28 protein-coding genes and 2 pseudogenes are annotated in these 20,413 nt (G+C 47.4%); 24 read left to right on the forward strand and 6 right to left on the reverse strand.

Annotation, left to right across the window (positions count from 1 at the left end; translation table 11 throughout):
• Positions 1 to 45 precede the first annotated feature (45 nt).
• The 12 genes and pseudogenes from ACMV8I_RS02795 to ACMV8I_RS02850 form a co-directional block, all read left to right on the forward strand.
• The gene (locus tag ACMV8I_RS02795) at positions 46 to 1,452 is read left to right on the forward strand and encodes a DNA circularization protein (protein ID WP_498863691.1); all 1,407 of its coding nucleotides are present in this window, start codon (positions 46 to 48) and stop codon (positions 1,450 to 1,452) included.
• A complete protein-coding gene (locus ACMV8I_RS02800; RefSeq protein WP_498863692.1) occupies positions 1,449 to 2,510 on the forward strand; it encodes a phage baseplate assembly protein in 1,062 nt (353 codons plus the stop codon). Before ACMV8I_RS02795 ends, ACMV8I_RS02800 begins: the two co-directional genes overlap by 4 nt.
• A complete protein-coding gene (locus tag ACMV8I_RS02805) occupies positions 2,507 to 3,091 on the forward strand; it encodes a phage baseplate assembly protein domain-containing protein (RefSeq protein WP_498863693.1) in 585 nt (194 codons plus the stop codon). Before ACMV8I_RS02800 ends, ACMV8I_RS02805 begins: the two co-directional genes overlap by 4 nt.
• Positions 3,088 to 3,522 carry a phage GP46 family protein gene (locus ACMV8I_RS02810; RefSeq protein ID WP_498863694.1) on the forward strand — a complete coding sequence of 145 codons (435 nt, stop codon included), beginning with the start codon at positions 3,088 to 3,090 and terminating at the stop codon, positions 3,520 to 3,522. Before ACMV8I_RS02805 ends, ACMV8I_RS02810 begins: the two co-directional genes overlap by 4 nt.
• A 3-nt stretch (positions 3,523 to 3,525) precedes the next feature.
• Complete coding sequence (locus tag ACMV8I_RS02815) at positions 3,526 to 4,671, forward strand: baseplate J/gp47 family protein (RefSeq protein WP_498863695.1); 1,146 nt, start codon at positions 3,526 to 3,528, stop codon at positions 4,669 to 4,671.
• Positions 4,668 to 5,264: a YmfQ family protein gene (locus ACMV8I_RS02820; protein WP_498863696.1), complete on the forward strand. Its 597-nt coding sequence runs from the start codon at positions 4,668 to 4,670 to the stop codon at positions 5,262 to 5,264. Before ACMV8I_RS02815 ends, ACMV8I_RS02820 begins: the two co-directional genes overlap by 4 nt.
• A 47-nt stretch (positions 5,265 to 5,311) precedes the next feature.
• Positions 5,312 to 5,863: a gp53-like domain-containing protein gene (locus ACMV8I_RS02825; protein WP_498863697.1), complete on the forward strand. Its 552-nt coding sequence runs from the start codon at positions 5,312 to 5,314 to the stop codon at positions 5,861 to 5,863.
• Between the two features lie 3 nt (positions 5,864 to 5,866).
• Entirely contained in the window at positions 5,867 to 6,298 is a 432-nt protein-coding gene (locus ACMV8I_RS02830) for a tail fiber assembly protein (protein WP_498863698.1), read from the forward strand.
• Positions 6,299 to 6,424: 126 nt separating this feature from the next.
• Complete coding sequence (locus tag ACMV8I_RS02835; RefSeq protein ID WP_498863699.1) at positions 6,425 to 6,823, forward strand: hypothetical protein; 399 nt, start codon at positions 6,425 to 6,427, stop codon at positions 6,821 to 6,823.
• A 155-nt stretch (positions 6,824 to 6,978) separates the two neighbouring features.
• On the forward strand, positions 6,979 to 7,401 hold the full coding sequence (umuD, locus tag ACMV8I_RS02840) for a translesion error-prone DNA polymerase V autoproteolytic subunit (RefSeq protein ID WP_498863700.1): 423 nt from the start codon (positions 6,979 to 6,981) through the stop codon (positions 7,399 to 7,401).
• A complete protein-coding gene (gene umuC, locus ACMV8I_RS02845; protein ID WP_498863701.1) occupies positions 7,401 to 8,666 on the forward strand; it encodes a translesion error-prone DNA polymerase V subunit UmuC in 1,266 nt (421 codons plus the stop codon). Before umuD ends, umuC begins: the two co-directional genes overlap by 1 nt.
• A 432-nt stretch (positions 8,667 to 9,098) precedes the next feature.
• Positions 9,099 to 9,266 (forward strand): annotated as a pseudogene (locus ACMV8I_RS02850) (NADP-dependent isocitrate dehydrogenase); the annotation flags it as partial.
• Positions 9,267 to 9,389: 123 nt separating this feature from the next.
• On the opposite strand, the pseudogene ACMV8I_RS02855 reads toward ACMV8I_RS02850, so the two are convergent.
• A pseudogene (locus tag ACMV8I_RS02855) lies at positions 9,390 to 9,467 on the reverse strand (hypothetical protein); the annotation flags it as partial.
• Positions 9,468 to 9,751: 284 nt separating this feature from the next.
• Here ACMV8I_RS02855 and ACMV8I_RS02860 point away from each other — a divergent pair.
• The 3 genes from ACMV8I_RS02860 (at position 9,752) to cho (ending at position 12,049) form a co-directional block, all read left to right on the forward strand.
• Positions 9,752 to 10,138, forward strand: coding sequence for a hypothetical protein (locus ACMV8I_RS02860; protein ID WP_498863702.1), 387 nt, complete (start codon positions 9,752 to 9,754; stop codon positions 10,136 to 10,138).
• Between the two features lie 652 nt (positions 10,139 to 10,790).
• Positions 10,791 to 11,162 carry a GGDEF domain-containing protein gene (locus ACMV8I_RS02865; protein ID WP_498863703.1) on the forward strand — a complete coding sequence of 124 codons (372 nt, stop codon included), beginning with the start codon at positions 10,791 to 10,793 and terminating at the stop codon, positions 11,160 to 11,162.
• Positions 11,163 to 11,209: 47 nt separating this feature from the next.
• Positions 11,210 to 12,049 carry an excinuclease Cho gene (gene cho / locus ACMV8I_RS02870; protein ID WP_498863704.1) on the forward strand — a complete coding sequence of 280 codons (840 nt, stop codon included), beginning with the start codon at positions 11,210 to 11,212 and terminating at the stop codon, positions 12,047 to 12,049.
• 39 nt (positions 12,050 to 12,088) lie between these two features.
• Here cho and ACMV8I_RS02875 read toward each other — a convergent pair whose 3' ends face one another.
• Positions 12,089 to 12,304 carry a hypothetical protein gene (locus tag ACMV8I_RS02875; RefSeq protein WP_498863705.1) on the reverse strand — a complete coding sequence of 72 codons (216 nt, stop codon included), beginning with the start codon at positions 12,302 to 12,304 and terminating at the stop codon, positions 12,089 to 12,091.
• A gap of 311 nt (positions 12,305 to 12,615) precedes the next feature.
• Between ACMV8I_RS02875 and ACMV8I_RS02880 the strand changes: the two genes are divergently transcribed.
• The 3 genes from ACMV8I_RS02880 (at position 12,616) to ACMV8I_RS02890 (ending at position 13,985) form a co-directional block, all read left to right on the forward strand.
• A complete protein-coding gene (locus ACMV8I_RS02880) occupies positions 12,616 to 13,176 on the forward strand; it encodes a GNAT family N-acetyltransferase (RefSeq protein WP_498863706.1) in 561 nt (186 codons plus the stop codon).
• Entirely contained in the window at positions 13,169 to 13,468 is a 300-nt protein-coding gene (locus tag ACMV8I_RS02885) for a hypothetical protein (protein ID WP_498863707.1), read from the forward strand. The genes ACMV8I_RS02880 and ACMV8I_RS02885 overlap by 8 nt, the downstream gene beginning before the upstream one ends.
• Positions 13,469 to 13,586: 118 nt before the next feature.
• Entirely contained in the window at positions 13,587 to 13,985 is a 399-nt protein-coding gene (locus ACMV8I_RS02890; RefSeq protein WP_498863708.1) for a hypothetical protein, read from the forward strand.
• 14 nt (positions 13,986 to 13,999) lie between these two features.
• On the opposite strand, the gene ACMV8I_RS02895 is transcribed toward ACMV8I_RS02890, so the two are convergent.
• From ACMV8I_RS02895 to ACMV8I_RS02905, 3 genes are all read right to left on the reverse strand, one after another.
• Entirely contained in the window at positions 14,000 to 14,218 is a 219-nt protein-coding gene (locus tag ACMV8I_RS02895) for a YnaE/YdfK family cold shock protein (RefSeq protein ID WP_498863709.1), read from the reverse strand.
• Positions 14,219 to 14,411: 193 nt separating this feature from the next.
• Positions 14,412 to 16,052, reverse strand: a complete 1,641-nt coding sequence (locus ACMV8I_RS02900) for an ABC transporter substrate-binding protein (protein WP_498863710.1) — start codon at positions 16,050 to 16,052, stop codon at positions 14,412 to 14,414.
• 139 nt (positions 16,053 to 16,191) lie between these two features.
• Positions 16,192 to 16,383: a YdfD/YebW family protein gene (locus ACMV8I_RS02905; protein WP_498863711.1), complete on the reverse strand. Its 192-nt coding sequence runs from the start codon at positions 16,381 to 16,383 to the stop codon at positions 16,192 to 16,194.
• Positions 16,384 to 16,585: 202 nt separating this feature from the next.
• Between ACMV8I_RS02905 and ACMV8I_RS02910 the strand changes: the two genes are divergently transcribed.
• Positions 16,586 to 16,831 carry a DUF2766 family protein gene (locus ACMV8I_RS02910; protein ID WP_498863712.1) on the forward strand — a complete coding sequence of 82 codons (246 nt, stop codon included), beginning with the start codon at positions 16,586 to 16,588 and terminating at the stop codon, positions 16,829 to 16,831.
• A 68-nt stretch (positions 16,832 to 16,899) separates the two neighbouring features.
• Here ACMV8I_RS02910 and ACMV8I_RS02915 read toward each other — a convergent pair whose 3' ends face one another.
• Positions 16,900 to 17,136: a YobH family protein gene (locus ACMV8I_RS02915; protein ID WP_498863713.1), complete on the reverse strand. Its 237-nt coding sequence runs from the start codon at positions 17,134 to 17,136 to the stop codon at positions 16,900 to 16,902.
• Positions 17,137 to 17,445: 309 nt separating this feature from the next.
• On the opposite strand from ACMV8I_RS02915, the gene mgrB reads away from it, so the two are divergent.
• The 5 genes from mgrB to ACMV8I_RS02940 all read left to right on the forward strand — a co-directional run bounded on the left by mgrB (position 17,446) and on the right by ACMV8I_RS02940 (position 19,977).
• Positions 17,446 to 17,571: a PhoP/PhoQ regulatory lipoprotein MgrB gene (gene mgrB, locus ACMV8I_RS02920; protein WP_498864701.1), complete on the forward strand. Its 126-nt coding sequence runs from the start codon at positions 17,446 to 17,448 to the stop codon at positions 17,569 to 17,571.
• Positions 17,572 to 17,684: 113 nt separating this feature from the next.
• Positions 17,685 to 17,957 carry a YebO family protein gene (locus ACMV8I_RS02925; RefSeq protein ID WP_498863714.1) on the forward strand — a complete coding sequence of 91 codons (273 nt, stop codon included), beginning with the start codon at positions 17,685 to 17,687 and terminating at the stop codon, positions 17,955 to 17,957.
• Between the two features lie 121 nt (positions 17,958 to 18,078).
• A complete protein-coding gene (locus ACMV8I_RS02930; protein WP_498863715.1) occupies positions 18,079 to 18,381 on the forward strand; it encodes a phage protein NinX family protein in 303 nt (100 codons plus the stop codon).
• A 133-nt stretch (positions 18,382 to 18,514) separates the two neighbouring features.
• The gene (locus tag ACMV8I_RS02935; protein WP_188472122.1) at positions 18,515 to 18,751 is read left to right on the forward strand and encodes a DUF4060 family protein; all 237 of its coding nucleotides are present in this window, start codon (positions 18,515 to 18,517) and stop codon (positions 18,749 to 18,751) included.
• Positions 18,752 to 18,987: 236 nt separating this feature from the next.
• Entirely contained in the window at positions 18,988 to 19,977 is a 990-nt protein-coding gene (locus ACMV8I_RS02940) for an MBL fold metallo-hydrolase (protein WP_498863716.1), read from the forward strand.
• The last annotated feature ends 436 nt before the right edge of the window (positions 19,978 to 20,413 follow it).

Here is a 20,413-nt window from a genome sequence, read left to right on the forward strand (position 1 = left end):
TCAACCTAACCCGCTTCGGCGGGTTTTCTGTTTTTGGGGGACGGAATGCCACTGCTGAAAGATGCGCTTTCTTCACTTCTGGGTTTTTCCGGCGATAGCTGGAACTGGCAGGATCACATTCATCCCGCCTCATTCCGAGGGGTTCCCTTCGCGGTAGTGGAAGGCGACGGTAGCTTCGGTCGACGTCAAGCCATCCATGAATATCCATACCGTGACACGGCGTGGGTCGAAGATATGGGGCGCTCTACGCGTCGCCTGACGTTAAACGGTTTTATTATTCAAAGCAGCCTCGTTTACAACGCGCCGGACGTGATGACGCAGCGGGACAGCTTGATTGCAGCCTGTGAAAGTTTAGGTGCTGGCACCTTGATCCACCCAACGCTTGGCGAACTGACGGTCAGCATCCCCGAAGGCGGGCTTAAGCTGCGAGAAAGCAAAGATTCAGAGCGCGTTTTTGAGTTTTCACTCACGGTCATTGAATCTGGGCTGCGGGTGTTTGCCATAACGAGCGCTTCTTCAGCAGTTTCCACCGTGCAAACCTCCTGGCTGGCGCTGGCGGCAAAGTCTGCGGCCACATTTATTGCGGAGGTTAATTCTGATATTCGGACGGTCACGCAGGCGATAAAGACCATCAAAAGTACGGTCTCATTCTGGACCGGCATGGTGACCCGGGTTGCTAATGAAGCAACAAACCTCAGCAATACACTGAAATCAACGTTCGGCAGCAGCCGGTATGGTCGGTATAACACCGGCACCGTAGGTGGTAGTGCGTCGGGCGCAACCGCCGCCACGTCATCAGATGCTGACACCGATGACTATGAACTGCTGGTTTCACAAAAGATGTCCGCTGCAGTGGAGAACAGGGCGCAAACGCAGGCATCAACAGCCAGCCTGCTGTCATCAACCAGCATCGCATCTTATGCCAGTGGTGCGCAGGATGTGATTAACACTCTGTTAGCCAGTGAAGCGAAAGGTCTGGACCTGATCCGCATGTTTGAAACACTTGCGGGATTTTCTGATACTACTTATCGACCAGCCAGCAGCGACAGCAGCATCACACTTTCTGTTCAGATTTACCTTAATACGCTTTGTGTCGGCGCAATGGCCTATGCCGCTTCCCTATATGAGCCAGTGAGTTATGACGACGCAACGGCATTACTTCAGCGCATGGTGACGGCCATAGATACCGTTTCTTTGGCGGCGGCAGATGCGGGTTATGACGTCGTGTTCAGCGAGCTTTCTGTTTTAAAAACCACCGTGAATTCCACGCTAATGGAAAAGGGCGCGCTTCTGGCGAACATCTCTACCGTCACGTTCGGGCAGCCGTTGCCGGCGCTGAATTTGGCTAACAGACTGTATCAGGATGCTGACCGCACCGAAGGTCTGGTGAAAACAGGGGATCCGGTCCATCCGGCGTTTATGCCGCTTACCTTCAGGGCACTGACCTCATGAGTGATGAAATGACGCTCACCATCGGTGGGAAAATACTATCGGGGTGGGATCAGGTACGCATCACGCGCAGCATAGAGCGAATGCCCAGCGACTTTGACCTGTCATTAATGGATGAATTCCCTGGCAGCGATGACAAGCAGTTAGTGAAAGAAGGCGATCCCTGCGTGGTAAAACTTGGCAGTGATACGGTTATCACTGGCTATATCGACCGTTGGGCACCGATGATTTCTGCTACAAAGCACGCGGTTCGTGCAACTGGGCGCAGCAAGTGCCAGGACCTTGTAGATTGCTCAGCTAAGTGGAACAACAACGTGATCACCGGCGCGACGGTTCTGCAAATTGCTCAGCGTCTCGCTGCTCCCTACGGCATTACGGTATCAAGCGATGTGGACAGCATGGAGAATGTCCCTCAGTTCACACTCAATTGGGGTGAAAGCTCGCAGGAAATTATTGACCGCATTACCCGTTGGGCGGCGCTGCTTTACTATGACCTTCCTGACGGAAGCCTTTATCTGACACGCGTCGGCACTAAAAAAGCAGCCAGCGGGTGCGCACAGGGCGTCAATATTGAAGCCGCTGCTTACGAGGCTTCAATGGATGAGCGTTTTTCCGAGTACACCGGTGTCTCTATGTCGATCAACCCGCTGGTGGACGACAGCGGCTATGGTGCGGTAACGAAAGCAACGGCGAATGATCCGGACGTTGCCCAAATGCGTTACAGAAACCGCATCATCATTGTCGAAAGCACAATGAACACCAGGGAACTGGCACAGCAGGCCATCGACTGGGAAATGAACCGGCGGTACGGGCGTTCCAAAGTCCTGCAAGTTACCATTGATAACTGGCGGGACAGTGCCGGTAAGCTGTGGGAACCCAATACGTTAATTCCTTTGAATATTCCCAAGCTGGGTATCACAGATGCGCTCTGGCTGCTGGCTGAGGTGACCTTTCTCAAAGATGACCGCGGGACTGTGGCGCAGATGGTGCTCATGCCACCTGCCGCGTTCTCCGTTCAGCCTTACCGCTTCTACAGCCTGATCCCGGAGTTAAACCGATGACAGCAATCAGTACACTTTATCGCAGGACCATGATGATGCTAGGTATTGGTCGTGCAACGCTCACCAACGACGCGGGTGGCATCCAGCAAGTTCAATACCAAACTGCTCTTGAGGTCAAAAACGATACTCCGCGTCTTATGGAATTTGGGTTTTCATCTTCGCTGCCAGCAGACTCTGATGTCCTTATCGCATACCTGTCTGGTGATCGTTCAAATGCTGTAGTGATTGCATCAGGGCACAAAGGCAGTCGAAAAACCGGTCTTAATGCCGGAGAAACAATTATCTACAACCTGTGGGGTATGCACGTAAAACTGACGGAAACGGGGATTGAAATAGATGCCAACAGTCAGCCAGTCACGGTGGTCAACGCCACTAAGGTGACCATCGTTGCATCGGAGGAAATCTTTGCTGATACGCCGTTATTGAAGTGTTCTGGCGATATTGTTGATAACGCTGGCAGTAATACAACAACGCTGAAAAACCTGCGAGAAACGTATAACGATCATGATCATGTGGTTAAAAATGTGCAAAGCGGGGATTCTTCACCGACCAGTGAAGTGCCTGGGGAGCAAGTGAAATGACTGATATCACTACGCTCTGGAACGGAGAACAGTCTGTCGGGGATTGGGTTGAGGCAACGGGTGATCTACAGGAAAGCAATGATCTGGAAACGGCTATTTTAATCAGCCTTTTTACCGACCGGCTTGCCCGCGCAGACGATGATATTGATGGCGATGATCGCCGAGGTTGGTGGGGGGACGTGGGGCAGGATTATCCGATTGGATCTCGCCTATGGTTACTGCGCCGCCAAAAGCTCACCGTGGCCACTGCGAACAAAGCTGAGGGCTTTGCTTCAGAGGCATTGAAATGGCTCATTGACGACGGCGCAGTCGCCAGCATTACACCGGTAACACAAATTGTTTATCCGAACCGTCTTAACCTTGTCATTACTTACCAAAAGCCGGGGAAAAATGCGGTATCAAAACGCTATTTCTGGGTCTGGGAGTCCTAAAAGATGCCATATAACCGGCCAACGCTCAGTGATCTGCGTGCACGTAATCTCGCCGCCATTGAGTCAGAACTGAAAGGGGTAGGTACCCCTTTACGATTCTCCAATCTCAATATTCTCGGATCGGCAAATGCGGGTCTGGCTTATTTGCATTACGGGTATCTCGATTGGATCGCGAAACAGTCTGTGCCATGGAGCGCCACTGATGAAAATCTGGCTGGCTGGGCGGCGCTGAAAAGCGTGACGCAGAAAGCTGCTAATGCGGGAACGAACAATGCCGTGATTTTCACCGGTACTGCAGGGAAAAAAATTCCTGTGGGAGCGGTGCTAAACCGAGGGGACGGTTATCAGTACACTACTGATACAGAGGTTACGATAGTTGATGCAGGAAGCGGCACCGGATCTATCACGGCCGTACTTCTTGATCCGAACGACGACCCGACCGGAGGTGGCGCCGCCGGGAATACACCAGCGGGAACTCAACTGACGCTGGATAGCAGCATTTCGGGTATTGATTCAGTTATTACCATCAGCACCGCGATCACTAATGGTGCGGATATCGAAAGTGAAGATGCTTTTCGCACCCGCATGCTATTGGCGTATCAAAATACGCCGCAGGGTGGCAACGACGATGATTATGAATCATGGGCGCTGGCGGTATCAGGTGTTACGCGCGCATGGACAGCCCGCCGACTGATGGGGGCCGGGACGGTTGGTGTTTATATCATGACCGACGGTACGGGCACCTCCAATAATGGATTTCCCGTTGGTACGGATGGTATCTCAGAACTGGAAAACTGGTCAGCGGTAAAGGCCACAGGCGATCAGGGGCGCGTTGCCGACTATATCTATCCACTCCAGCCCGTTACCGCGCTGGTATATGTCTGTTCACCGATCAGGAAAACGGTCAATTTTATTATTGATGGAATTTCGACGGCCGACAGCATGACGACAGCGACGATTAACGCCGCGATAGACGGTGTGTTTTTCGAGTCAGGGGATCCGACCGGAGGTAAGGTTCTGCTTTCTGATTTGGTTATTGCGCTGAGTAACGTGAGCGGCACCAGTGGATTTATTCTGACGTCTCCCACAGCCAATATCATTACTGCGACAGGGGAACTCCCGGTGCGCGGAACGGTGACCTACACATGAGCCGATATTCAGCAATGGATTATGCATCCGCCTTGCAGGGACTGTTACCGACAGGGTTGGTGTGGCCGCGAAATATGGACAGCGTGCAATCTGCCGTCATTCGGGCGCTGGCACAGTCTTATCAGCGAAGTGATGATTCTGCGGTCACGCTTTTGGAGGGGGCCTTTCCTGCAACTGCGACGATCATGTTAACCGATTGGGAAAAGACGCTCGGACTACCTGATGATTGTGCAATTGGTGAGAATGACAGTATTGCACTGAGGCAAAAGGCGATACTTTCCAAGCTTTTCAGCACCGGCGGACAATCGGCAGCTTATTTTATCGGTATAGCCAAAGCCCTGGGATTTGACATTAGTATTACTGTATTTCGGCAGGCTCGCGCCGGTATGTCAGTGTGCGGTGATGCGTTAAATGGCGAAGACTGGCCTTTTACCTGGCTCGTAACAGCCCCACAAACGACTATTACCTATGCGCAGGCCGGGCAATCCTATGCCGGAGATCCTCTGCGCTCGTGGGGTAATCGCCGCCTGGAATGTCGCTTAAGTTCTCTTACTCCTTCACACACCATAGTGAAATTTGGCTATACCCTCTAAACATCACGTTACAGCGACATCACACGCCTTAACGGCGAGGAATTACTATGCAAAAAATTGGCAATATAACCCAAACTGCAGACGCTAACGGCGAGTGGACAAACGGTAACGTTGCTGCAGGTACAGCACCCACGATTCTTGATGCTGCTTGGCTGAACACAATTCAAAGAGAATTGATTAACATCCTGACCGTTGCTGGAATTGCGATTGATCCGGAAAAAGATAATCAAGTTATGACCGCACTGGGTGGTTATTTCTTAAAAATAGCTAAAGTCGGGAATGGCACCGGCCAAATCCCTGACATGAGCTTCTTCGGGAAAACAAACAGCTACTTCAAATTGCCAAGTGGGATTATTGTGCAGTGGGGGCAAACTGGCAGTAGTGCATCAGTATTATTACAGCAAAACTTTCCAATCCCCTTCCCAAACAATTGCTATCAAGTCATCGGTTCTGGTGTCGATTTTAACAATGCCAATATTATTATGATAAATCCTGTGGATAGAACCAAGTATCAGCTGGTCGCGTGGGTTGCAACCATTGGTAGCTCTAATGTATCGCGTACTCAGACCCCAATTAGTTGGGTCGCAATCGGAGATTAATTCATGGAATACGTATTTAGCGCAAAAACCCTGGCATTTTATCCAACATCAATGAAAGAAGACTATGTTAAGGCTAACTCATGGCCAGCCGATGGGGTTGATGTTCCTGATGGAACTTACGAGATATTTTTCGACGTTATTCCAGCAGGTAAAATGCGGGGAGCAGATAAGAATGGGATGCCGGTGTGGATTGATGTGCCGCCACTCACTCAAGAAGAAATCATGGTACTTGCTAAAACAGACAAAGAATCTCGCATGTCAGAGGCCAATTCATTCATGAACAATAAACAGTGGCCGGGCAAAGCAGCTATTGGGCGTTTAAAGGGTGATGACTTGGCGCAGTACAACCTGTGGCTAGATTATCTCGATGCACTAGATGCCATAGATCCTACTGCAGCCCCTGACATCAAATGGCCTGCATCTCCTGAAAAGTAACCAAACAGAAATGAATAGTTACTCACTGTGATTAAAAAACCTCAAAAATTGACATTTATTTGCAATTCAATTGAGAGTATTCTTAATCACAGGCGAAGTGTTTAATGTTTTTTGGGAGCTAGTTAAGTGAAGATCAGGAATATTTATTTATATGCCGTTCCGCTCTTGTTAGTTGCTGGCATTGCATATGGTAATTTTAGTGGTGGTGGGGAGCCAGACTATGTGCAAAATGCAATGGGCTCGGTCAGCTCAAAAATGGCATATAGCTATGGAATGAGTAAGTGCAAAGCTACCCAGCATGATGTTAATGGGTGGAATATTATTTGTAGCCCGAACAGGTCAACTGCAGCACTTAATTTCTCAGTGCTGCCAGCCGATAAGGCACCTTACGATGTTCCTACATCTTTTTATCTGGTTGCAGAAAATGATGCTGCCAGGAAAGGTGCACTTGAGGGGCTTCTGAGCTATTTAATGATCAACATCGACATGAAAGCAGAAGATACGAAGCAGTTAGCTGCTAATTAGTTAAGTTGAACAATGAATGAATAAGCCTCGCTCCGGCGGGGTTTTTTATTGCCTTGAAGATCAGCCATCTAAGAACCTCTCCTCTTTAATCCCTTCACAGACTTAAAAACTTGCGATTATACTGTATGCATAAACAGTAATTGTGAGCGTGAGTTATGAATATCTTTTACCCAATTCCTGAGCCACTAAAGCTCCTTATACCTTTTTTTCAAGACAAAGTTCAAGCTGGATTCCCTTCTCCTGCTCAGGATTATATTGAGAAAGGTATTGATTTAAATGAGCTTTGCGTAAACCATCCTGCAGCAACCTACTTTGTCATGGCGACAGGGATGAGCATGATAGACGCCGGGATTTATGAAGGGTCATTACTTGTTGTTGATCGGAGCCTCCAGGCCAAACACGGTGACATCATCATCGCCTCCATCGCTGGAGAGTACACAGTGAAACGTTTATGTACTCATCCGGTCGTAAAGCTAGAGCCCATGAATCCCGATTTTCCACCGATAGTTCTGCATGACGGCGGCGAGGACTTAGAAGTTTTTGGAGTTGTCACGTTCAGCATTAATGGGTTCCAATAATGTTTGCACTCGCCGACGTGAACAGCTTCTATGCCAGTTGCGAGACTGTGTTTCGCCCTGACTTGCGGGGACGCCCAGTCGTCGTTCTAAGCAATAATGATGGCTGCGTGATAGCCCGCAGCGCAGAAGCCAAAAAGCTTGGCATCAAGATGGGCGATCCATTTTTCAAAATGCGTGACCTTTTCGATAAGCACAAGATTGTTACCTTCAGCAGTAACTACGCGCTTTATGCTGACATGAGCTCACGGGTAATGACAGTGCTTGAGGAAATGTCACCGGCGGTCGAAGTCTATTCTATTGACGAAGCCTTCATGAATTTACAGGGTGTCAGCAATTGTCAGAATCTGGAGGCGTTCGGGCGAGAAGTGAGGGCGAAAGTTCTGCAATGGACTGGTCTAACCGTAGGCGTTGGTATCGGTCAAACAAAGACTCTCGCAAAGTTGGCAAATCATGCAGCAAAGAAATGGTCAAAGACCGGCGGCGTCGTTGATCTCTCACTTCTTGCCCGGCAACGTAAGCTGATGGCGTTAGTCGAAGTTGGTGATGTTTGGGGAGTTGGGCGCAGGATATCGAAAAAGCTAAACGACATGGGGATCAAAACAGCGTTACAGCTTGCCGATGCCCCGACAGGTCTGATCCGAAAAAACTTTAATGTCGTGCTCGAGCGGACCGTTAGAGAGTTGCGTGGAGAGTCATGTCTTGAACTTGAAGAATTCGCACCGGCTAAGCAGCAAATAGTATGTTCTCGTTCCTTTGGTGATCGCGTGACTGAATACGAACTGATGCGAGAAGCTATTTGCAGCCATGCAGTGCGCGCTGCTGAAAAACTTCGGGGTGAACGGCAATATTGCCGCTACATTTCAGCGTTCGTCAAAACAAGCCCATTCGCAGTGAGTGAGGTTTACTACGGCAAAACAGCAGGCACTAAGCTTCAGATACCGACGCAAGACAGCAGAGACATTGTAGCCGCGGCAACCCAGTGCCTCGATGCAATCTGGCAAGACGGGCATAGATTTCAAAAGTGCGGAGTGATGCTCGGTGATTTCTACAGTCAGGGAGTGGCCCAGATTGGCCTTTTCGACGAGTACAAACCACGTTCTAACAGTGAGCAACTCATGGCTGTTCTCGATGGCATCAATCACAGCGGAAAAGGGCGGGTGTGGTTTGCAGGCCAGGGCATACAAAAAACATGGGAAATGAAACGCCAGATGCTTTCTCCCGCTTATACGACGAGATTTGCAGATCTGATGAAAGTTAGACTTTAAGAAAAGTGGGTGCGCACCCGAATGGTTTTCACAGAACGGCGCTATGTACGCCGCAGAAGAATAGTAGCTTTGTTCCGCGAAGGTGTGAAGCTGCTCTTTTTGTTTTTGGAATGCAGATCTGGAAAGTAGTGGGGCATGTATGGGGCATGAAATTTTCACACAGGTGCATGGTGGTGAATAGCATGGCCGGAAAGAAATTTATAACTCATTGAAATAACGTGCATATGCAGGGATGTGCAGAGTAAAAGAAAAAGGCTCAATACAGAATATACGTATTGAGCCTTTTCGTTGAGTCACCCAGAAAACCTTCTGCAAAACTAATTTAATTCTTAGCAATTTCATGCAGTTACTAACGGCGTTTTCTACACATATCTGGCTGGAAGGATGAGGTATTTTTATTTTAAATCAACTAATTAACGTAGACTTCTCCCTCTGCTGCTGCGTCATATGGAATGGTTCGAAGCGGCAGACCTGATCGTTAAAGGTATGCAAGGCGCTATCGCGGCTAAAACCGTGACTTACGATTTCGAACGCCAGATGGAAGGCGCTAAACTACTGAAATGTTCAGAGTTTGGTGATGCAATGATCGCAAATATGTAATTGCGGCATTGTTAAAATAAACATCGGGGGCATCACGCTCCCTTTGTTTTTCATCTCTTCAAAAATTCTTCTGCAAAACTGTATGAAATTCGCTCTATTTAAAGCGCTAAAGTAACCCAGTCTTTTCCCCCGGTCATCGTTGTATCGATCAGTCATTTCCTGATTTTTATGGCCCAGTAATTTCTGTGCGTCGATACCCTGAACAACAAAAGGGCGGACTTCTCTCGCTTGTGTGGCACTTCACTGATCTGTGCTCCCCGTTGATTAGTACACCCCGAACTTTGAGCATCAGCCATTAAATATAGCTAAGTGATCGAATATCTTCAGGACTACATCATCTGCAGCTAAATGAAGAATACTTATTCAGAGGTCAGAGTCCCAGCATAGAATTTACTTCATAACAATTAACAATGAATCGAAATGCCATTTACAAAAAAACAACAATCCCATACATTATCGAGACGTTCAACATATAGGGGAATGGCATGAAGGCTACTTATGGATTGTTATTGATCACTTTACTTTTGTCTGGTTGCTCATCTGGTAGTATGTCTTTAGGTGGCAATACTGACAAGCTAAGTCGCGAGTACATCACTCAGCACGTAGTGGTGGGTAAGACGACTAAATCTGATGTCAGGCGAGACTTTGGAGAACCTGAGTCGGGTAGAATAAGTATCAAAGCCAATGGAGAGGAAAGTTGGTACTACTCTGTTGATGAAGGCTTCAATTTAATGAATGCAGCAGCATCTATCATTCCAATATCGGGAGCTTCTACTGCAGCAAATGTCGCTAATAGTCAGAGTAAACAAGACACTAACTCACTGATGATTTGGTTTGACAAAAATGGCATAGTTAGAAACTGGGTAAGATAGCCTTCGGACCAGCAGCGATAACCGGTTCAAGACAACAGCCCCTTGTGAACTGCACCCTTACTCGTTGGGTTTCCAACTTTTTTGGGTGCAGTTCACAAGGGGCGGTTGTTTTATGCTTTCATTAAGCCGTTCGTTTCTGATTATGATTGCATCTAATTCGGGGAAAGCATCAATCAATCGGTCGGGATCTCAAAAAGTGCATCGAACTAAAACGGGTCTATTTACACAACGAACATAGCTAATATTGGGATTCCTAACTGGGCTTAATACGGTGATTGTTGCTCGTGCAAAATAGAATATTTTTGCAAGATTGATTTTATTTATAATTAATTCAATGAATTGAAAATTATTATTGGCAGATTTTTATCTGTAAAAAACACGATTTTTATTGTTTGAATCCACTGGATTAGATCTATAAGCAATCAAGTTGACGACGTTTTATCCATCTTATTGTGCATAACGGCCGACGGATCCTCTACCACCAGGATACCAAACGCATCGGTGAAGTGCTGGCGCCCAGACCCATTATCCACGCTGTCAGGAAGGACAAGAATGGCAGCATGATGATAGCGGGTGAAGCGTTACTTGCGGGCTTCTCGGTAGTGCCTTCAACTGGCGTGGGCTGGCGACGGCACTGGAGTATATTCAGCAAATGAAGCTGAATTTTTCGGTGATTGCATTGGATATTGATCATTTTAAAAAGATCAATGATACCTATGGTCATGACGTTGGCGATGAAGTGATCAAGCTGCTTGCCCAGCAAATTCGTGCCGGTTCGCGTGAGAGTGATATCCTATGCCGTAACGGCGGTGAAGAGTTACCGGGTACCTCGCAAATGGCCGAGCGATTGCGCCAGAGCGTGGAAGGGATGCAAATACCACAATCGGATAAGATCACCATCTCTTTGGGTATCGCTGATGATAGTTCCCTTAAGATTCAGTATGAGCGGGTGTTAAAAAAAACAGATGAAGCCCTGTATCGTGCCAAGCAGGAAGGGCGAAACCGGGTTGTGGTGTCGCCTTAAAAATACTATTGAACTGAGTGATTAAGTGAGTAAAGCGTTTGAGGAATGTGTCCCGCAGCGAATTTGATGCTGAAGTTTACCAATACCCTGAGCACCTGCGCGCCAGCCTGACCGAATTACCGTCGCTGCCGGGTATCTATATATTCCACGGTTTAAGCGATCGTTTACCGCTTTATATTGGTAAAAGCGTCAATATCCGCAGCCGCGTAATGTCGCATTTTCGTGCCAAAGATGAAGCGAAGTTATTGCGTCAGACTATCCGTATTTCGTTTATGGAAACTGCAGGGGAACTGGGAGCGTTGCTGACCGAAGCCCGAATGATTAAAGAGCAGCAGCCGTTGTTTAACAAGCGGCTGCGTCGCTCAAAGCAGCTCTGTTCACTGCATGTTCAGAGCGGTAAGGTGGTGGTGGCTTATGCTAAAGATATTGATTTTGCTACCACTCAGGGTCTGTTTGGCCTGTTCACTAACCGCAGCGTGGCGCTGGAAAAGTTGCGTAACATCGCAGATGAACAAAAGCTCTGCTATGGCGTGTTGGGTATTGAGAAAATCAGCACAAATCGGGCCTGTTTTCGCTTCAGCCTAAAGCGTTGTGCCGGGGCATGCTGCAGTGTCGAATCTGCCGAAGAGCACCATAGAAGGCTGCTGCTTGCGCTGGAGTCACTGCGTGTTAATTGCTGGAATTGGCCGGGAAGAATCGCCATTGTTGAGCAAGGCAGGGCCTTTACGCAATATCATATCGTTCAGGACTGGTTTTACCTCGGGACGGTCAATTCGCTGGGCGAAGCGCAGGACCTCCAGAAGGTCTCAACTCATTTCGACAGTGATGGATACAAAATCCTCTGTAAGCCGCTGTTCAGTGGCCTGTTTGAGATCATCGAGTTATAACGCGCATGGCAACGCAGGGTGCCCTGCGCGGAAAGGCGATTATTTTGTCGCAGCGTTAGCCTGTTCGGCTTTGGCTTTAGCCGCCATATGATGACCAACGGCACAACCGGCCACAGCACCGAGAACTGCATGATGCCTGAGATGTCCTGCAACTCCGCCAACGACGGCCCCTTTAATACAACCTGCCGCATGAGCCAGTGAGCTTACTGAAAGCATCAGCACTAAAGCCAACGTTGAAACCGTATTTTTTGCCATAATCTTCATTTCACCTTTCATTATATTAACCCGTAAACTTGATGGCGAAAATGTCACACTCCGCTGTGATATGCCATCGGGCTATCTGTAACCAGGTGCTGCAGTTGTTACGCAATATTTTCGGTATAACGTGGTGATACCAGAAGGTATGGGCGTTTGCTTCGCGGTGAAAAGGGATGCCGCAGTTACAACTTAATTAACGTGTGCAGGGACTTGATGCATTGTTGAGTATTGGTTTAATGAATGCCTTGAGAGTAACGGTAACAAATTGAGGTTTTAGAGCGTAACTTTTCCTTCAGGAGGGCGTAACGATGCAGAAATTACTGGTGTCTACGGATAAAGCGCGTTTGGATCTGGCGCTTATCCACCGTTTTTTAAGTGAAGACTCTGCATGGGGAAAAGGTATTTCCGCAGCCGTGGTGGAAAAATCAATTGAAGGGTCCCTCTGTTTTGGGGGATATCTCGCGGAACAGCAAGTTGCCTTCGCCCGCGTTATCACCGATTTTGCGACCTTTGCTAATTTGGTCGACGTTTTTGTCTTACCGCAGCATCGTGGGAAGGGGTATAGCAAAATGTTAATGGTCGAGATTATGGCAGCACCAGAGTTACAGGGGTTACGCCGTATAACACTGGCGACCAGCGATGCACATGGTTTGTATGCGAAGTTTGGTTTTTCACCGCTCAATAAACCGGAAACATTCATGGAGCGCTATCAGCCGGATATTTACCATCGGGGGGGAACTTGCAACAAAGCACTTTTTCTGTTTCTGCTAAACTTATTAACAGATCTTGTGCCATGTGTAGTGGGGCACCCGCTGCCAGCATTAAACCAGGTTATATCCACCAGAACCGAGGGATATCACTATGTCTGATCATGACCTTTTGCACTCTCTGGTAGCGCGGATTGATGCGCTTGAACAGCGCGAAAAGCAGCTTGCTTACGCGTCGAATGCCTATCAGGCAATCCTCACAACCTTGCTGGGAAGTCTTGATAAACATACCCGCGACAGGGTGATCAGTATGGTCGATCAGGCTCATGATATTGCCTACTCCCGGGCTAACCAGGAACAAAAAGGCAATATCCTTGGGGCAGATGATATTACCCAGAGAATTTTTCTGTTTGCTCAGGGAAGGGCAGCCGGTATCAATAAGTTAGGTGAGTAATGTTGAGGTAACGCTTTTTCACTGCGTTCCTTTTAATGAATGATACAGTTTACAGGCAATTATCGTCTGGCTACCTACACGTAGCCGGAGGGTGAGCGTGTGCATATTCGAGGTGGTCATGCAAAATTTCGTTCTTTTTTATAAAGCAATTCGGGCCACAATGATAGCGTCATTACCCCAGTCAGTAGAGTTCGATACGCTGGCGATCATTAACCTGGCGCTTGCTCAAGGTGAACTGGGGGAAGAGGTTGTTGATTGGAGTATTGATAAAGAGGCCAATGCTGATGCGCCCAGCAGTATCTTTGTCACTGCTGCGAATTACGATTATTTTTTTATCGACGCACAAGGCGAAAAAATTGTGGAACCGGGGTTACATGCGCGGAGGCTGATTGCGGACGTTGAAGCGACACTGCACTGGATGGTGATCAACAACCACGTGTATGGTGATAAAGGCCACTATGTGGTGCTCGAAAAGTGTCTGCGCACTTTGTCGCCGGAGATTGCGCCATCAGCTTGATCTGATGACGGCGCTCAATTACGCAGCCGGTTGGTTTTCAACATATTAATGGCTGCGCCCAGCAGGACGCGGCGTTTTACGTCTTCGGTTTCGCTAAGCTGGTGGCTAAGGTATCTGACCAGTACCTCCGCGTTAAAGGGTTTTCCGTGGTGATGCAGTTGAATGGCGGCATCGCCAATAATGCGCGAAACTTCATCCCATAGTGGTTGTATCTCACTTTCCGAGAATTTCATCTTACCTCCCGTTGTGTGATTTGCATCCAATTTAACATCTGAAAACGGCGTGGCAAGTTTCTCGAAGCAGGGTTTTTTAGCCGATGATGAAAAGAGGGTGGCGGGTGTCAGGGTACAGATAGGGCTTTCTGGTGGCTGAAGCCTGCCCGAAAGCCCTATGAAACTAAGCGTTACTTGTTATTTAATCACGTCTTTAATGTTTAATTACGTATAAATCTTTGGCGTAGATATACCCCAGCGGGCTTTGATTGTCATAACCCCCCACATAAGGTTTGACCAGTTTTGCACTCACATACTGGTACAGCGGAATGACCGGCACCTGAGCGCTCAGGACATTTTCAGCCTCTTGATAATATTGACCTACTTGCGCTTTATCGGGTGCATTTAAGGCATTATCCAGTGCTTTGTCATAAGCGGGTTCGCTAAATTTCGATGAGTTCTCGCTGTCACCCGTACGAAGCGTGTTGAGGAAGGTTGACGGCTCGTTATAATCGGCAATCCATGCATAGCGCACGGCGTCATAGTTCCCCTGACGTTTCGTATCCAACATGGTTTTCCATTCCTGGTTCTGCAATGTGGCGTCAACGCCCAGATTTTTCTTCCACATGGATGTTGCCGCGATAGCGATACGCTGATGTGATTCCGACGTGTTATAGAGCAAATTAAATTTCAGCGGGTGAGAAGGGCCATAGCCTGCTTCACTGAGCAACTTTTTCGCTTCAGCGATGCGTTGTTCTTGGGTCATCTCTTGATATTTATTTTTCTTAAAAGTAAAACCACCGGTGTCATCTGGGACGATATTCCATGCGGGTTTTTGCCCCTGACCCAACACCTTGCCAGCAATAATATTTTTATCTAATGCGAGATTGAGTGCTAAACGGACACGTACATCGTTAAATGGCGGTCGTGACGTATTCAGGGAATAGTAATAAACCGCCAGTTTAGGGCCGACGTGAACCTGTTCGCCCAGCTGTTTCTTCAGTGATGCAAACTGTATTTCAGGAACCGTTGATGTGATGTCAATTTCACCGGCTTTGTAGCGGTTGACATCTGCAGTGCCGGAAGCAATCGGTAAGTAGGTCACTTTGTTGATGACCGTGTGTTCATTGTCCCAATAGTTGGGATTTCGGACCGCGGTGACCCGTTCGTTGACCGTCCAGCTATCAAGTTTAAAAGGCCCGCTGCTGACTAAATTACCCGGTTGAGTCCATTTATCACCATATTTAGTCATGGCGGCCTGACTGAGCGGGAAGAGTGTAGGGTGGGCCAGCATACCAAGGAAGTAAGAAATGGGTTGATCCAGAGTCACTTCAAGAGTGTGTGCATCCAGTGCTTTTACGCCCAGCGTATCTGGCTTCTTCTTGCCACTGACAATATCAGTGGCATTGAGCATATGCATACTGCCGGGGTAGGTTGCATAAGGAGAACCAATAGTCGGGTCGACTAATCGTCGCCAACTGAAGACCACATCCTGCGCCGTAATGGGAGAGCCATCAGACCATTTAAGGTCCGGGCGCAAGTGGAAGATCCATACCTTATTGTCTTTGTTTTCCCAACTTGCGGCCAGAGAAGGATGTGGGTTGCCCTGGTCATCGATGCTGATAAGACCGGTGAAAAGATCGCTTAGAATATTGAATTCGACATCGCTTGATACTTTGTGAGAGTCAAGCGAGGCTGGTTCGCTGCCGTTGTTACGCACAATTTCCTGTCTGGCCGCCAGCTCGACACCTGCTGGCACCTGAGCGGCCAATGCCGGGAGGGTGGAAAGAAAACTACCAGAAAGTAAAAGTGCCAGAGGGATTTTCTTGAAAACCGCTTTAGATCTTTGTTTCATTATTTCCTGCCCTGTCAATATAGTTAAATATCAATAAGTAACAGGATATTCATACCTTTGGTGATTTATTTTGGCAATGCTTTACTCACATTTATGTTATCTGAGAGTCAATAACAGCATAAAATGAGGTTTCATGGTCTTAGAAGTCGGCATTTTCCTGAGCAGGAGACCAATATCCTTCAATAAAATCTTCTATCGGATAACATCCTGCGTGGCGCAAACCGTCCTGGCGCATAGCCACCATACATTGCTGCTTAGTATCGAAGGCGTCGATGGCTAAATCCTCGCAGCCGCCACCGAGATAACAAATAGTTAATACCAGTGCGAACATCGTGTCCCCTCATCCGTCCAATAGCTTAAGCATAGAAGATTTGCCGTTATAACCACAGCGGCAGGGGGACTGTTTGAGCGATATTTGAGCATCTCGTGGCACATCAATCCATGAGCGAAGTGGAGGGGGTAAAAAATAGTGTGCTGCATGTTATTCTGACTGCCGTGAATTGATGGTGAATGGAATAGATAAAGGGGTCTGCATGTCTGAATTATTAACGAAAGAACAAGAGTTTGAATCTGATCTGGTTGCGTGCCAGTTAGTGATAAAGCAAATTCTGGATGTGATCGATGTGATTGCGCCGACCGAAGTGCGTGACAAAATGTCGCATCAGTTGAAGAGTATCGATTTTTCACATCATCCAGCTGGCACGGATCCGGTGACCAAGCGGGCTGTCGAAAAAGCTATCTCTCTTATCGATCTCAAGTTCACCAAGCATGACAGTTAAAGAGTGAATTTTTGATGAGATGAAGATGAAGATGAAAAGGATGCCCGCGTTTGCAGGCATCCTGAGTATTATTTTTTATCAACTACTTCATCAATCTGTTTAAATATCGGGCATTTAGCAACGCCGACAATCCCGCTGTCCGTATGCAAATACTGAGAATCAACGATGCCCCGCGCAGTCAAATATTGACACTTCAGCCCTAAACCAGCGGCGTTTTCACTGCTGCCGACCGTGACACCATAGCCTGAGAACAGAAAAACAGCGTAAATAATCGCTACTACGATGATGGCTTTAATTGCATTCATCAGGGATATTCCTCTTATTGTATTTCCTGAGGGCCTCAGGATGTTGAGGAGTATAGATGTAATGAATATTTCATCGCTATCACTTACACAAAAAACAGTGGAATCTTAGGTTCACGAACTACTTAGGAATTTGTGCTACCTCGAGGAACGACAACAATCTGTTATAATTTTGTTTAAGTTTTGTGGAGTAGCATAAGTGCATTATTATTGACGTGTTGGATGCAGATTTTGAGCCCCAGGAAACGCGTGTTAACCCACAAGAGCGATACTATTAAACTAAAAAAGAAAGTCTTTAACCTCAAGAAAATCATGATCTTTCTTGTTTTCTTGCTTGCTTGTATCGCGTCGTATCTTCTTGCGCTTAATAGCTATTGTGACCAGGGCGGAAATTTTGATTTGGGTATCTGTTCGATTACCTCTTTTATCCCCTGGTAGGATTTCGCGGGAAGGTTCTGGGGCCGGAGCAGCTGTTTTTTTGCGAATGCCTTCCCTGACCGTACTGGAATGGTAAGATACTCTTTCGGAATAATTAAGCTGTAGGATAGTCAATGTTTGATGTCGCAATGGGCCAATCCAGCCTGGCCTCATTGGTGCTGTGTGTACTTTTTGTCTTGCTGTTCTTGTTGTTATGGTTTGTTGTCAACCGGGCCAGTGTCAGGGCCAATCAGCAAATTCAACTTCTGCAGGAGATCGCTGCCCATCAGCGACAGCAAACTGATCTGTTGAAGATTTTAGCAGGACAGGCTGCAGGGAAAAAGTCAGTAGAATCCATAGATGATGATTCTGCACTCAGTCTGCGCGGGTTTATCCCCGAACGATAATTTTGTGTTTGATCAGAGCCCGCCGAATGCGGGTTTTTTTTATCAACGCTGATGTATTCATAAAAGTGACTTAATTCTGCCGTAGGCTTCATGGCAACAGTTGCACTTGATGGAATGATTCATGATTAAATGGTCTGAAGAGAAAGACAGCGAAGTAAACCATAGCATTGCCCTGCTGACTGGCGAAGAACCCGATAAGTGGTATCCGTACGGCGGTGTTAAGGGCAAGGATTATTGTAACAACCCTTCCGATGCCTGGCCGATCATCTGCGCCAATAATATCAGTCTCAATGCAACCGAAATGCCTGATAACACCTTCTGGTCAGCCCAGATCATAAGTGATCAGGGACTCTGGCACGCTGACAGTCGCAGACCTCTGCGTGCAGCAATGGTTTGTTTCCTGTTAAGTAAAACTTGCGCATAAAGAAAGCCGCAGAGATACTCAATCTGCAACAAAGCTACAAAGAAGTGATTCGAATAAGCGTCGCATAAAGCGATGGGTATCAAGTGATTAATGTTTCCTCATTTTGACAGTTGTGTCTAAGGCGGAGTCCATTATGAAGCGTATCATTAAAGGTGATAAAACTCTCTCCCATCTGGTGGTTGCCCATGCAGCCATTGACAGCCATGAAAAGGCTTATGGCACGCGACGCCAAGGCTGGCCATCAACTTACCTGATCAAGTACCAAAATTCACGGGTGGCGGTAGAAGTGGTTACCCGCCGGCAATCCTATGTTGCAACCTTAATGATCGGAGCCAGAAATCTCACTAAACTTTGTGCTGAAGCGGCCTGAGAATATCTTAGCGCTGTGGTAGCAGTAAAACGTTGCCCATTCTAATTATCATTAATAAAAACCGCGCTGAGTGTCCATCTTCAGCGTGGTTTTTTACTTTGTCTTTCCGGACATGTTTTGCACGTTGTGAGAAGCATTGTTAGCAAACTTCGTGTAACTAAATAGGGGTGTCCTATCATCAGGGCAAGTGCTAATCACCACAATTGCGATGAGCATCTTATAAAACCGGGAGTGTTATGGCCTTCAAAAATCGCTATTACGACCCTTCCCGGGCGCATCATACGCCCGAAGGATTTGCTAACCCCGAGCCCCATCATCGTGAGGAGGGCGACTTTAAACGGTGGCAACGTGAGCGCAAAGCACAGCAACTACCAAAACCACCTCAGATGGGCTATCAGCAATTTATAGCCCAATGGTGGCAAAAAGCGGATTTTAATGGCACTGAAGATCGGCTCTGGTTTTTAGGCCATGCCTGTCTGTTGCTTCGGGTTGCAGGTAAAACCGTGCTGACGGACCCTGCACTTTCTGACCGCGCCTCACCGCTGAGTTTTTATGGTCCGAAAAGGAAAACTCCTGTTTCGGCCCATGTGACCGACTTACCTCACATTGATTACGTCGTGCTGTCCCATAATCACTACGATCATCTGGATAAATCCACCATAAAACAGCTGCTCAAGCGATTCCCTCAATTGATTTTTATCGTTCCACTCGGTATGAAACGTTGGCTGGAACGTCAGGGAGCTTCTGATGTACAGGAGCTTGACTGGTGGCAGCAGCATAAATCCGATGATCTGACTTTTCACGCCGTTCCTGCACGTCACTGGAGTATGCGCACACCTTGGGATCGTAATCGCTCTTTGTGGTGTGGTTGGGTGGTTACCAGTCAGACGCTGCGCTTTTATTTCTCCGGCGACAGCGGTTATAGCCGTCAGTTTAAAGAGATTGGTAACCGGTTAGGCCCCTTTGATCTTGCCGCTATTCCTATCGGGGCTTATGCACCAAGATGGTTCATGAGTGCGCAACATATGGATCCGCAACAGGCGGTAACGGTGTTTTATGAACTCAAATGCCGAAAAGCTGTGCCGATCCACTGGGGCGTTTTTGAATTAGCTGATGAATCCTTAGATGAGCCCTTGCATGAATTGGCTCTGGCAAAAGAGGGTCACAATGAAGTCGCACCTCATTTTATTCCCCTGAAAATAGGGCAAAGTATTACGGCTGCTTGAAATGCCGCGTGACTCCAGGAGTGAGCGCTACCTTAGGATGGTTCCTCACTCCTGCTGAAATTCTCAGGTGGTGAGTTAAACCAGTTTTTCTTTATATAACTGTCAGTTAATAAATAAAATCGTGATACCCGTCACGGTTAAATTTTATTTAATTCAGAACGATATGTTTAACTTACCATCAGGGCGGAATATAGGGGTGAATCGTAAGCAATACTAATTTAACCTCTGGCTTATCATTATTTCATCGTGTTGTTAAAATACACCCTGGACCCTATTATAATGTTATTCAACGGGGCGTTTTTCTTCTGTTTACCCATATTATTTCCGACAATTTTTTTATTAAAGAGTGTATGACATGTTTGCACGGGTATGGTGCAACTTATTCTCTAAAAAGAAATGTATTGCACCAACGGCAACCGCCAATGCCGTTTGACTA

The organism is Ewingella sp. S1.OA.A_B6 (assembly GCF_049889095.1).
In the GTDB taxonomy this organism is placed as follows: Bacteria; Pseudomonadota; Gammaproteobacteria; order Enterobacterales; family Enterobacteriaceae; genus Ewingella.

Coding starts and splice junctions, on each gene's coding strand:
- ACMV8I_RS02795 (WP_498863691.1), top strand. CDS start 46: ATGCCACTGCTGAAAGATGCGCTTTCTTCACTTCTGGGTTTTTCCGGC.
- ACMV8I_RS02800 (WP_498863692.1), top strand. CDS start 1,449: ATGAGTGATGAAATGACGCTCACCATCGGTGGGAAAATACTATCGGGG.
- ACMV8I_RS02805 (WP_498863693.1), top strand. CDS start 2,507: ATGACAGCAATCAGTACACTTTATCGCAGGACCATGATGATGCTAGGT.
- ACMV8I_RS02810 (WP_498863694.1), top strand. CDS start 3,088: ATGACTGATATCACTACGCTCTGGAACGGAGAACAGTCTGTCGGGGAT.
- ACMV8I_RS02815 (WP_498863695.1), top strand. CDS start 3,526: ATGCCATATAACCGGCCAACGCTCAGTGATCTGCGTGCACGTAATCTC.
- ACMV8I_RS02820 (WP_498863696.1), top strand. CDS start 4,668: ATGAGCCGATATTCAGCAATGGATTATGCATCCGCCTTGCAGGGACTG.
- ACMV8I_RS02825 (WP_498863697.1), top strand. CDS start 5,312: ATGCAAAAAATTGGCAATATAACCCAAACTGCAGACGCTAACGGCGAG.
- ACMV8I_RS02830 (WP_498863698.1), top strand. CDS start 5,867: ATGGAATACGTATTTAGCGCAAAAACCCTGGCATTTTATCCAACATCA.
- umuD (WP_498863700.1), top strand. CDS start 6,979: ATGAATATCTTTTACCCAATTCCTGAGCCACTAAAGCTCCTTATACCT.
- umuC (WP_498863701.1), top strand. CDS start 7,401: ATGTTTGCACTCGCCGACGTGAACAGCTTCTATGCCAGTTGCGAGACT.
- ACMV8I_RS02860 (WP_498863702.1), top strand. CDS start 9,752: ATGAAGGCTACTTATGGATTGTTATTGATCACTTTACTTTTGTCTGGT.
- ACMV8I_RS02865 (WP_498863703.1), top strand. CDS start 10,791: ATGAAGCTGAATTTTTCGGTGATTGCATTGGATATTGATCATTTTAAA.
- ACMV8I_RS02875 (WP_498863705.1), bottom strand. CDS start 12,304: ATGGCAAAAAATACGGTTTCAACGTTGGCTTTAGTGCTGATGCTTTCA.
- ACMV8I_RS02880 (WP_498863706.1), top strand. CDS start 12,616: ATGCAGAAATTACTGGTGTCTACGGATAAAGCGCGTTTGGATCTGGCG.
- ACMV8I_RS02885 (WP_498863707.1), top strand. CDS start 13,169: ATGTCTGATCATGACCTTTTGCACTCTCTGGTAGCGCGGATTGATGCG.
- ACMV8I_RS02890 (WP_498863708.1), top strand. CDS start 13,587: ATGCAAAATTTCGTTCTTTTTTATAAAGCAATTCGGGCCACAATGATA.
- ACMV8I_RS02895 (WP_498863709.1), bottom strand. CDS start 14,218: ATGAAATTCTCGGAAAGTGAGATACAACCACTATGGGATGAAGTTTCG.
- ACMV8I_RS02900 (WP_498863710.1), bottom strand. CDS start 16,052: ATGAAACAAAGATCTAAAGCGGTTTTCAAGAAAATCCCTCTGGCACTT.
- ACMV8I_RS02905 (WP_498863711.1), bottom strand. CDS start 16,383: ATGTTCGCACTGGTATTAACTATTTGTTATCTCGGTGGCGGCTGCGAG.
- ACMV8I_RS02910 (WP_498863712.1), top strand. CDS start 16,586: ATGTCTGAATTATTAACGAAAGAACAAGAGTTTGAATCTGATCTGGTT.
- ACMV8I_RS02915 (WP_498863713.1), bottom strand. CDS start 17,136: ATGAATGCAATTAAAGCCATCATCGTAGTAGCGATTATTTACGCTGTT.
- mgrB (WP_498864701.1), top strand. CDS start 17,446: ATGATCTTTCTTGTTTTCTTGCTTGCTTGTATCGCGTCGTATCTTCTT.
- ACMV8I_RS02925 (WP_498863714.1), top strand. CDS start 17,685: ATGTTTGATGTCGCAATGGGCCAATCCAGCCTGGCCTCATTGGTGCTG.
- ACMV8I_RS02930 (WP_498863715.1), top strand. CDS start 18,079: ATGATTAAATGGTCTGAAGAGAAAGACAGCGAAGTAAACCATAGCATT.
- ACMV8I_RS02935 (WP_188472122.1), top strand. CDS start 18,515: ATGAAGCGTATCATTAAAGGTGATAAAACTCTCTCCCATCTGGTGGTT.
- ACMV8I_RS02940 (WP_498863716.1), top strand. CDS start 18,988: ATGGCCTTCAAAAATCGCTATTACGACCCTTCCCGGGCGCATCATACG.